The 10,030-nt window shown below is 61.0% G+C and carries 10 protein-coding genes and 1 pseudogene; 4 read left to right on the top strand and 7 right to left on the bottom strand.

Features of this window, described 5'->3' with window-relative positions:
• Positions 1–42 precede the first annotated feature (42 nt).
• The 6 genes from DIE12_RS23840 to DIE12_RS23815 form a co-directional block, all read right to left on the bottom strand.
• Positions 43–945 carry a hypothetical protein gene (locus DIE12_RS23840; RefSeq protein WP_124522305.1) on the bottom strand — a complete coding sequence of 301 codons (903 nt, stop codon included), beginning with the start codon at positions 943–945 and terminating at the stop codon, positions 43–45.
• An 80-nt stretch (positions 946–1,025) separates the two neighbouring features.
• Positions 1,026–2,732, bottom strand: coding sequence for a ShlB/FhaC/HecB family hemolysin secretion/activation protein (locus tag DIE12_RS23835; protein WP_185640999.1), 1,707 nt, complete (start codon positions 2,730–2,732; stop codon positions 1,026–1,028).
• Positions 2,733–3,553: 821 nt separating this feature from the next.
• A complete protein-coding gene (locus DIE12_RS39100; RefSeq protein ID WP_124522307.1) occupies positions 3,554–3,808 on the bottom strand; it encodes an AlpA family transcriptional regulator in 255 nt (84 codons plus the stop codon).
• 91 nt (positions 3,809–3,899) lie between these two features.
• Positions 3,900–4,430 (bottom strand): hypothetical protein, encoded by a 531-nt coding sequence (locus DIE12_RS23825; protein ID WP_124522309.1) that lies wholly within the window; start codon positions 4,428–4,430, stop codon positions 3,900–3,902.
• A 47-nt stretch (positions 4,431–4,477) separates the two neighbouring features.
• The gene (gene traI / locus DIE12_RS23820) at positions 4,478–6,301 is read right to left on the bottom strand and encodes a TraI/MobA(P) family conjugative relaxase (protein WP_124522311.1); all 1,824 of its coding nucleotides are present in this window, start codon (positions 6,299–6,301) and stop codon (positions 4,478–4,480) included.
• Positions 6,291–6,638, bottom strand: a complete 348-nt coding sequence (locus tag DIE12_RS23815) for a plasmid mobilization protein (RefSeq protein ID WP_124522313.1) — start codon at positions 6,636–6,638, stop codon at positions 6,291–6,293. The genes traI and DIE12_RS23815 overlap by 11 nt, the downstream gene beginning before the upstream one ends.
• Positions 6,639–7,152: 514 nt before the next feature.
• Here DIE12_RS23815 and DIE12_RS23810 point away from each other — a divergent pair.
• The 3 genes from DIE12_RS23810 to DIE12_RS23800 are packed head-to-tail and all read left to right on the top strand — an operon-like array spanning position 7,153 to position 9,310.
• Positions 7,153–7,647, top strand: coding sequence for a hypothetical protein (locus DIE12_RS23810; RefSeq protein WP_124522315.1), 495 nt, complete (start codon positions 7,153–7,155; stop codon positions 7,645–7,647).
• Between the two features lie 8 nt (positions 7,648–7,655).
• On the top strand, positions 7,656–8,426 hold the full coding sequence (locus DIE12_RS23805; protein ID WP_124522317.1) for a cobalamin biosynthesis protein CobQ: 771 nt from the start codon (positions 7,656–7,658) through the stop codon (positions 8,424–8,426).
• On the top strand, positions 8,426–9,310 hold the full coding sequence (locus tag DIE12_RS23800; protein WP_124522319.1) for a hypothetical protein: 885 nt from the start codon (positions 8,426–8,428) through the stop codon (positions 9,308–9,310). The genes DIE12_RS23805 and DIE12_RS23800 overlap by 1 nt, the downstream gene beginning before the upstream one ends.
• Here the strand turns inward: DIE12_RS23800 and DIE12_RS23795 are convergent.
• On the bottom strand, positions 9,301–9,651 hold the full coding sequence (locus DIE12_RS23795) for a helix-turn-helix domain-containing protein (RefSeq protein WP_124522321.1): 351 nt from the start codon (positions 9,649–9,651) through the stop codon (positions 9,301–9,303). The genes DIE12_RS23800 and DIE12_RS23795 overlap by 10 nt on opposite strands.
• A 119-nt stretch (positions 9,652–9,770) precedes the next feature.
• On the opposite strand from DIE12_RS23795, the pseudogene DIE12_RS23790 reads away from it, so the two are divergent.
• Positions 9,771–10,030: pseudogene (locus tag DIE12_RS23790) on the top strand (hypothetical protein); the annotation flags it as partial.

The following is a 10,030-nucleotide window of genomic DNA, read 5'->3' as shown; positions in this document are numbered from 1 at the left end:
CCGGCATTGCGCACATCGCGCAAACGACCGGCCCCACTCACGTTACTTGCAGCTCAGTGCCACCAAGCCGTTGATGTTGCCCGTCGTCGTTGCCGGGATGCCGTACGACACGATCAGGTACGGTTGCTTCGCATCCGAACCCATGACCGTGCTCATCAGCGTCGACTTCGTTTTGGAGCTGAGTTCGGTGAGGCCGACCGAGGAAGTTCCGACGAACGACTGGTTCTGGTCGTTGCCGATCGAGTACTGCAGATTCAACGTGTAATTGATGGCTGTATTGCCGAACGTGTTCGTACCGGTTGTCAGCGTCGCCGTGGCGCCAGCAAGCGAACCCGGTGCCGTGTTGCCATCCGCGGACGTCGGACGTGTAGCAAAGGCGAGCGAACATTGCATCTGCACAGGCGAGGTCGCATCAATTGCAACCGGTACGCCGACCGCCCAGACCTGGCCTTGATTCGCGTTATACGTAGCGCCCGACGAATCGGTGCCGTCCGCCCAGCGGCCGATCGCGATGTCGCCATTTCCAGCGAGGTCCGTCACGACGCCTTTCGTCAGCGTCTTGATCGTGCCCGACGAACCATAAGGAATCGCGATATACGCACCCGGCGCCTGCTCCTTGAGCGTCGATACAGGCTGAGAAAGGGCCGCCAGCGTGTAATTCCCGTTCGGCATCTGCCCGCCGTTCCACGACGCGGGCGGCATCAGAACACGAACCGTCGAAACCTGGCTCGAGATCGATTGCGATTGCCCTTCCACACGAATCCCCGACGAAGACGACGCGCTGCCCGACGGTGCTGCGTTCGACGACGCGCCACTCGATGCGGCACTGCTACCGCTGCCACCATCGTCACCACCGCCACATGCGCTCAGGCCAAGCGCTGCCGCCACCGCAAACGTTGCCGCTACGGCTTGAAAAACACGACGCTTCTCATACGCGTTCTGCATAGTCTTTCCTTCTTCTCTTTCTCGATCGACAAAAAACACCGAGTCGCAACATGTCGTTCCGCTCGGCGCGCCCCTACTGCTTAGAACAATGTGCTGACCTGGAACAGCAACGTCGGCGAACTCGTCTTGAAGCCCTGCGGCTTCGACAACGGGAAGCCAAGCGACACGTCGTAGTTCAGTGCGGCACCGAGCACGTTCTTCGGTGCGAGATTGCCGCGCACACCGACAACGGCACCGACCAGCGTTTCGCCGAGCAGGTACTGTGCGGCCGGCCCTCGCACGCGCCCGGCATCGACGCCGGCATAAAGCGCCTGCGTGCCAACAGGCGTCGGCACATACCAGTCAAGTTCGTTGGAAACGACCCAGCCGCTCTCTGCAGCCAGCGTCAGTTGCTGATCGAAGCCGCGCACGGCGTAACGCGTGCCGATCGTGAAATAGTCGGAAGGGGTCAGGGGCGTACGTGCGTTCTGCATGTTCCAGCCGAACTGGTACGAGAACGTCTGACTGCCGATCTTGAAAGGGACCTGGGCGCTGAGGCTTGCCAACTCAACCTGTGTCTTGCCGTCGAAGTCGGGGGTGCCGACCACCGTGCCCGAATTACTGGACAGCCCCGGCAGCGATGCGCGCCAGGCGAACGAGCCGTCGAGGACAACATCGCCGATGTACTGGCGATGTGCGATGCCGAGCTCGTAGCCGATGATGTCGCGATGCTGCACGGGGAGATCGACACCATCCAGCGAGTTGCGACTGATTTTGTGGAACAAGTTGCCGTGAAGCTCCGTACGCGCGTGAGCGTTCCGATAGATCACACCCGACAGGCCAGCCTGAAGCTGCGACTGCACGCCGCTGTATTCGATCGGCGCATCGAAACCGGCCACCGTCTGCTTATAGCGAGAGCGGCTCGCGTTCAACGTCAGCATCGCATAGCCAATCGGCACGCTGTAGTTGGCAGACACCGACTGGTTGCCCTTGTCGGATGCGCCAAAGTTGGCGTTCGTCGTGCCGGCAATTTGCAGCTGGTCGTAGAGGTGAAACAGCGAGTCGAACGTGAACGAGCCAGACAGTTCGTACTTGCCCGTCGAATCGAGGCCCGCGTTGTCCGTCCCGATAACGGCATGCCAGCGCTTGCCGGTTCCAGGGTGAAAGACGAGTTCGGAGTCTCCCGGATTCAGGCCCGGCGCGATGTCGAACGTGGCATCGGACTGGGATTGAAGACGACGCAGATTCTCCAAACCTTGATCGATGTCGCGCTGGTTCAACAGCACTCCGCCCGAAGTGGGTAGTGCTGCGCGCAACCAGCCAATCGTGGGCTTGTCGGCTCGGACCTCGCTGATGCGTCCCGGCACAACGCGTAGCGTCAACGTGCCCGATTGCAACGATTGCGTCGGCACGAGCACGCGAGACGTCACGTAACCGCGCTCGATCAGCGCATTATTGGCTGCATCCTGGATCTGCTTGAGTGCGGTCTTGCCGACGCACTGGCCCACGACCGGTTGAAGGAAACGCGCGAGCCAGCCAAATGTATTGTCTTCCAGCGCGATTTCCTTGATCGGAAAACACGGGTTATCGAGCGGCAGGCTCGTGACGCTGGGCGCCGAAGATTTTTCTCCGGTGGGTGTCAGCACATTGGGGCGTGGATTCAGCTCCTTGGTGGCCTCAAGTTGCTGTTGCTGCAAACGCTGGATTTGTGGGCCGGACGTAGTTTCGGATGGCGGAACGCCTTGGGCTAGCGCAGAAACGCTCGCCAACGCCGAAATCAACGCGGCCGAAGTTTCTCGTTTCTTCACTTGTTAGCGGCGTAATGGTTGGTCTCTCACGCCGAAATCTATCGAAATATTCGCCCGCGCATTGTCAGGGATTGCAAAGGCACTTGATCGATTGACTGCCCAACTATTTTTCTGCAGCAATGCACATGTCCTGCCAGCTCAACACCGCAAATTTCAGCATCGCAATCGACCACACCAAATTGACAATTTGAAACATTTTACAAACCAAAATCCAACACACAAAACGACATTATAAAATTGACTCGACCAATGCTCCCAGAAACCCGAGAGCACCGAGTCACATCGACCAATCCCTTTATTTTTCAATAAAATCAAGACACGCAGCCTATTGACCACCTTCCTTAAAAAACACTCCGTTAGTCGCGAACTTTTTTGCGAAAACCATCGATCCATTTCCATGACCACACCAAACGTCAATCCCTAAAATTGACATTTAAAATTGATTCTTGTGCGCCAGTATGATTTATTGCATGCGATAAAATCGCATGTCACGGTGTCGCGCCTCTACAACGAACTCAGCGGGCGGCAAACCTGACTTCAATGCCGCGCCCTAGTTTTGACGGGTAAGGCCCCGTCCTCGCCAACCCACCTCAAAGCTCTCGTCACAAGGACTGCACGCTCCACATCCCAAGCCACCGCAGTTTCGAGGCAAGTTGAAGCCTCTCTGATCGTCAATCAGTCAGCGCCTGAATACGCTGCCTCTTTCCTTTGGCAAGTGCCGACTGAGCATTGAGCAGCTCGATAACGCTCCCTACACCGATCTGATAGCGGCGTCGCGCCGTCTCGCAGGGATTGTTGCGTGAACGTCTGCAGATTCGAGCTCACGGCTCATGAAGATCCTCTGGAGGCCGCACACGGTAACGCTCAGGGGCAACCAGCCACTCGATCACGTCATCTGAGCGCCAGAGCGTGCAGCGTGGCCCGAACCGCACGGCGCGCGGAAAACGCCCCGCTTGCTCCAACGCCAGAACAGTTTGCCGTGACAGGCGAACGTAGAGTCGCAGATCAGTGAAACGCAGCAGATAACCGGGGACTAGCGGCCCGGTTGGCCACGGCACAGAAGTCTTCCGAGCCATCAGACTGCCTCCGAAACATAGGCAGCCTCTTCGAGTTCATCAGGGAAGCACGCCGCGCGCGCAGCAAGAGGCAAAGCAATCTGCGCCACGCTCAGGCGTGCGGGGTCTTCGGCGGAACAATGCGGAATGCTGTGAGGTTGAGATCGATCAAGCCCAGCCGCATGCGAAGGCAGGCCCTAAGACGATTCAGGACAACAGGTAACATGCCGAGTGTCATGCGGATGCGTTGCGCGATCGTGCGCCATCCCAACCGCACGCATAGACTCAGCATCGCAAGCCACGCGTTGATGCGGCCGACTCGCAGCAAGCTGGCAGAGCGAATCCTGTTCCACTGCGTCCATCCGCACAGGCCGTAGAAGATCGCCACCCAAGCGACCATACCGGCGAAGCAGGCCAGCATCGGAACGCGCTGCGCTTCAACGCTGAACACCAACGTGAACGTCGCAAGTATCAAGAACGAGCCGAGCACCCCAACCGACACCGACCGATTCTCATGTGAGACGCGATCGAGCTGCGAACGGAATCCCTCGCAGCCCAAGCGAATGGCATATGCCGGCAATACATCTGCGTCGCGGCCGGGGCCGCGTCGATACAGATCGAGAGAATCAGGAATCGGGTTCATGACCACAACCTATGCTTCGATCTCCATAAAATCAAGACCGTACGTCCCTAGCGCTCCAGTCCATCGGATGACTGCTCCGGATTCGGCACCGGCTGTGGCTCCTGTAACCGATCGCCCGCTCGCTGTGGAGGAACAGGAAACGTTCTCTGCGCTTCCCGCGCGTGCTCACGTTGCTCCCGCGCTTGCATGAGTTGCTTCCTCCCCACCTCCAGCGCCTCGTCGCCAAACGTTACGTTGAGCCGATAGGCAACGACCAGCATGACAGTCCGCTCCCGGAAATCCTCGCTGCCGCTCACGTCGATGGCCGAGCCGAACTTCTGACGCGCGAGCAACAATCCTGTCAGCATCGCGTCCCACTGCGCAGCATCGGACGCAAACACGACGCCCCAGCCTTCGTCGGTAAACTGCCGCGCGCCCTCGTGCAGATAGTCGACGTTGCCGCTCGCGGTGTCGACGCGCCACGTCCAGTGCTCCATGACCTGCACCCGCTTCGGCGGCAGCGGATCGCGGTCGTCTCCGAATAGCCCGGTGATCCGGTTACGGCGCTCGGGTTCCACTAGTTGCTTGCGCCGGCGTCGCGCCGCATAGGCCCAGCCTCGTAGTTGCGCAATCGCCGCTTCATCACCTTCCCTTACCCGCATCTCTACCCATTCACGATAGGTTTGCGGTCGCGGCAGCGCCACCCGCTCCCCTTCTTGTTGCTCGCGCAGAATCTCGAGTTCACGCGCACGCTCGAAGGCCGATACGGAATACGCCGCCTTGCGTTCGACCGAGCGCATGCCGCTGCTGCGGATTCGCTCGCGCACCTGTCGATGCCGATCCAGCAATGCGCGATGGTCGTTACGGTGCCGAGTGCGCATCTGTTGCCGCGCCGTGTCGAAGTCGCGTTGCTGTTTCGTGCGGTCGAGCTCATAGCTTGCGCGCAGGTCGGCCCGCATGCGGGCCCGTGCTTCGCGGCGTACGGCGCGCGCACCATCGATCTCCCGTTCCAGATACTGTCGCTCAGCGCTTGAGACCCGGATCACGCGGATCGGTTCGACCCACGGTCCAAGGCGCTTTTCCAACTTGCCGCGGCCCAGGTGTTCGTGCACGCTGCTCGCCTTCACCGGCGTTAGGTCGTCGCGCCCTTTCGCGGCAAACACCAGCCCCTGCCCCTTGATGCGTAGCTCCAATCCGTGTCGCGCCAGTGCCTCATGCACGTCCTGCCACGTCACACCAGGCTTCTTGAGCGCCGCCAGCACCTCCTGCTTCGGCGCCCCGCTCACGTACGTGGCGAGGCTTTCCATACCACTGAACACCTCCAAATCGCGTGCCCGTGCCGGTTGCAAGGGCCGCTCCTTTCGATGCGTACGATCGCGCTCGACGACGTGCTGGTCACCATGATCAACGATGACGTACGGTCCGCGATCATGCTGCCAGTCCTGGCGCAGTTCCAGTTCACGCATGCAGCGATCCAGTTTCAGGTAGCTCAGGCCGGGATGCACGGCACGTCCGGTGTCCAGATTCACGCGATTCGCGACGACATGCAGATGCACGTTATCGGTGTCGCGATGGACGGCGAACACGTACTGATGCGCGTCGGGCGGCATGCCCAGCACCTCGAGCGCCGTGCGGCCCGCTTCACGCACCTGAGCCGCATTCGGCTGCTCCCCCTCGCGCCACGAGATCACGAAGTGGAGTACCGGATCCCGCACGCGGGCGCTCCGATCCGCGACTGCATGCATCTCCGCATGGGCCGTCTCCAGCGACAGACAGTTCGTGAACGTCTCGATGTCGGAGGTTTGCCCCTCGTCGGTCCGCGTCACGTACTCGATCAGCGAGCGGAAGCTGCTGCGTGCGTCGCCGCGCTTCGGTGGAATCTTAGCCAGCATGGTCGACGCGCCGAATCGCGTCGATCACAGCGCGCTGCGCGGTTTCGATCTGCCCTATCAACGTGGCGCGTTCATGGGCCGACAGATATTCCTCGCCCCGCAAATGCTTGATCAAGCCGCCGATGCGGCGCTGTTCGTTGCCCAGAACCGTCAGCGCATCGAGCACGCGGCTGGTGGCGACGTTTCTCGTTTTCCGGCCGAATGCACAGGCGCGGAAATACGCCGCCAGCGTGAGGCCGCAATCATTCGCCTTTTGCAGGAGGGCGACGTGTTCGTCCCCCGTCACGCGCACGCCGACGACAATCGTGCGCTGCCTGTTTTCGGTGCCGTGGGTCATGTGAGCGCCTCCTTCGGCGTGAGCACGCGTGGGCGGCGCGCGGGGTTCGGGGTCTCGGGGCAGCGCCCTGAGCAGGGGGTAGTCAGGCATAACGAGCAACAGCGAGTGGCGGCCTGGCGGTGGGCAACGGCGCGCATGCCGCGCGGTTGCACAACCCTCACCCTGCCCCCGCGATTGATGCGCGTCCTCGTGAACGCCAAACGTATCGGAACGAATGCCGCACGCTCGCCGAGCATCCTGGCGTGATCGATTTGCACACGCTGCACACCGCGCCGTCACGGGCGGCGCAGCGAGCAACGCAGCCCCGACGCAAGACCAGTGTGCCGCGCCAACCGGGCTGTGTGGACCATAAAACAGTAAGCGCAGATTTCGGGTTTGGGCAACGGCGAACAAACGCGCGCCCATCAGTGCGCTGTTGTAACGCGAGGTGGTCGATCCTGTTACAGCTGCCGTGCCGTTGCGTGTGTACGGTGAAGACATGCCCGAACGGGATCGATTCCGACAGGACGGCACGATGACCACAAAACGGCAACGCCCCTCGCCCGATCAGTGGGCCAGGCTCGACGCAGCGCTGGAAGGGATGCAGGAACGTACGCCGCCCGGCACCGCTCCACCGCTGGCGCACGAAATCCTCCGGCGCGCCGATACGCTGCGTGCAGCGCTGGAATCGGGCTGGCGCATCCGCGACCTTGTGGCGTTCTTCAAGGACGTCGCCGGCATTGACGTGTCGCCCAGCACGATCCAGACGGCGCTACGACAAGCACTGATCAATGCGCAACCGGATGCCAAGCGCCCGCGTGCGAAACGGCCCCACAAACGCCGCATGACCGCGGCGCCACCGGTGCCGCAAGCTGCAGTGGCAGCCGGCGCTAGTCAAGCCGGCCTGTGGCCGGTCGCTGATCAACCGATTGCAGCATCGGAAGCAAAGACGGACGTGCCACGCGGCCGGGCAATCACGCCGCTGGGTTCGGCATTGACTCAGGGCGCCACGAAGCGGGGCCAACGATGAAATCAGCGATGAAACGATTCGTGATGGTCTGCGGCGACAAGGGCGGGACCGGTAAAAGTCTGAAAGCGCGGGCGTTGGCGGACCGGTTCCGACGCGAACAACGCGACGCGTTGATGATCGATGGCGACGGCGAGATCGGCAACCTGTTCCAGTTCTACGCGAAGCTCGACGTGCACGGTGAGCCGGTCGCCGATCAGATGCCCGACGGCGTCGTACCGATCCGCTTCACAGGTCCAGAACGGGAGCGCGATCAGTTGCTCGCAGCGGTCGATCTCGGTCGGCCGCTAATCCTCGCCGACATGCCGGCCGCGTCGCTCACGCAACTGAAACAGTTCGACGCCGAGACGGGATTTTTTTCGGAACTCGTGCGGGCCGGCTATCGGCCGACGCTCGTCAATGTCCTGTCGCCTTTCAGCGCCAGTACCCGCACGGTGCGCGAGATGATCGAACTGGCCGGGAAACAGGCAGACTATGTCGTGGCGGTCAATCAATGGTTTGGCGATCGCGAAGACTTCTTCATGTGGTACGGCCATGGCAACAGCCCGCCGAGTCCAGGCTACACAATGCTGCCCGAATACGGCGGCATTGAGATCGCGTTGCCGAAGCTCCAGGCTGGTGTGCTTGTCGCAATCGACGAGCAGCTGCTGACGTTTTCCGACGCACGCGAGGATACCAGGCTGACGACGCCCCAACGCTCGCGCTTGCATCGCTGGATGCAGGCGGTGGACGCCCAACTCGATCAAGCCGCCCAGTATCTCGGACTGGCAGGGAGTCCCTGATGAGCAGCGCGGCATTCGACCGGCTGCTCTCGCGGCTCGACCATACGGATCGCGAACGCATTCACGAGATGGCGATTGCCTACGGACTGACGTTCGATGATCCGTCGTGGGTCCCGTTCGCGATCACGCAAATGACCCTGGACGAGCTGAAGGCACAAGCTGAGGACACTGCGAAGGCAATCGAAGAAGCATCGGATCTCGCCCTACGCAAGATCGGCAACAGTGCGCGCGTGGTCAGCAATCAGGCTCAATCGGTAATCGAAGCGCAGTCCAAAGCAGTTCTGAGTTTGCGGGAGACCATACTGGACATCGAACGTGCATCGACTGCCGAGTATCGCAAAGTCTTGGCCGAACTCTCGGTCCGGCAACTTACCAAGCTCGTCGACAAGGGCGCGAACGGCATCGTGCAGGACGTGGCCCGGTGCCTGACCGGAAAAGACGGGTTGCTGATACGCAGCGCGGCCGAGCATGCCGCGAAGCTAGAACAGGCACGACAGCGCTTCGAGGCAACCGTCGATGCGGCAACGAAGAAAGTAGACGCCGCCGCCCGGCAAACTGCCGCATCGACGCGGCGGGGTGTGCGTCAGACGGTGTTTCTGGCAATGGGGGCGGTTGTGGTCTATGCGGCCTTGGTGTTCGGGCTGATGGTGTACTGGAGCAATCATCAGCCGGTCATCGACGTGCCCGTATCAAACGCATGCGGTACTTCGCGGCGCCCAACCCGCCGTCCGCCTTGCCGGGGCCAATACCGGTGCGATGACTGGACCCGGCGAACTCTGTCTGCCAGCGGAAAACCCGATATCAATCGGATCATTCGCGCGGCGCGCCCGGTCTATCGGACGACGCGCGTTGAGGGACGGCCCGCTTGGGAAGGCTATTGCTGAGGAAACTTGCCAATCGCCTCGATGAGCGCGAGCACACCATATCTTTCCCGCGCCTTCAGATCGCGGAACCCAGCCAGAAGACGTTCCTCATCGTGGGTCAGCACGAGCGTGGCCGGCGTAGACGTCCGGCCAGTCAGCAGATACTGAACATCGGCGCCTGCCTCCGCGATCCGGACCAGATAGCCTGCGTCCGGGAATCTCAAGCCATTCTCGTAATTGGACTGGGCCTGCTTTCGAACACCACCGACGTTAGCGAAATCCTCCTGGTTCATGTGCAAACGCCGCCGCTCCTGCCTGAGGCGAATCGAAAAGTTACTCGTATTCGGATCTATTGTTGACATGTGCGATTTTGAGTACTAGTGTGATGAACGTACGCTACCGAAGACGCGACGATATCGCGTCTTGATATACGCGTCTGCTCGTACCCCAACAGGCTTGGATTCGCCTAGGGAGAAATTCCATGTCATCCACCTATGAAATCTGCGGCACCTTGTCCGTTCTCGACAATTTTCGGCACAGTCACGCCCAGCAGTTTGCCGAGAGTATCGCGAACCCCGCCGACGTCTATTTCGCTACCGATGCCGTCACGCACTCCTTCATGACCCGCATTCGCGGCGCGCTCACCGACGACGAAGCGGAGTCAGTCGAAGACACACTGGAAGAATTCTCCCAAAAATGGGCGCGGACCGGCGCCATCTTCAAACGCGTGCGGTATGGAGA

It is taken from the genome of Burkholderia sp. Bp9015 (assembly GCF_003853505.1).
Classification (GTDB): domain Bacteria; phylum Pseudomonadota; class Gammaproteobacteria; order Burkholderiales; family Burkholderiaceae; genus Burkholderia.
This window is presented reverse-complemented; position numbering and strand designations above follow the sequence as displayed.

Excerpts from the sequence above, each read along its gene's own strand:
- DIE12_RS23840 (WP_124522305.1), bottom strand. The coding sequence starts at position 945 with ATGCAGAACGCGTATGAGAAGCGTCGTGTTTTTCAAGCCGTAGCGGCA.
- DIE12_RS39100 (WP_124522307.1), bottom strand. The coding sequence starts at position 3,808 with ATGGCTCGGAAGACTTCTGTGCCGTGGCCAACCGGGCCGCTAGTCCCC.
- DIE12_RS23825 (WP_124522309.1), bottom strand. The coding sequence starts at position 4,430 with ATGAACCCGATTCCTGATTCTCTCGATCTGTATCGACGCGGCCCCGGC.
- traI (WP_124522311.1), bottom strand. The coding sequence starts at position 6,301 with ATGCTGGCTAAGATTCCACCGAAGCGCGGCGACGCACGCAGCAGCTTC.
- DIE12_RS23815 (WP_124522313.1), bottom strand. The coding sequence starts at position 6,638 with ATGACCCACGGCACCGAAAACAGGCAGCGCACGATTGTCGTCGGCGTG.
- DIE12_RS23810 (WP_124522315.1), top strand. The coding sequence starts at position 7,153 with ATGACCACAAAACGGCAACGCCCCTCGCCCGATCAGTGGGCCAGGCTC.
- DIE12_RS23805 (WP_124522317.1), top strand. The coding sequence starts at position 7,656 with ATGAAACGATTCGTGATGGTCTGCGGCGACAAGGGCGGGACCGGTAAA.
- DIE12_RS23800 (WP_124522319.1), top strand. The coding sequence starts at position 8,426 with ATGAGCAGCGCGGCATTCGACCGGCTGCTCTCGCGGCTCGACCATACG.
- DIE12_RS23795 (WP_124522321.1), bottom strand. The coding sequence starts at position 9,651 with ATGTCAACAATAGATCCGAATACGAGTAACTTTTCGATTCGCCTCAGG.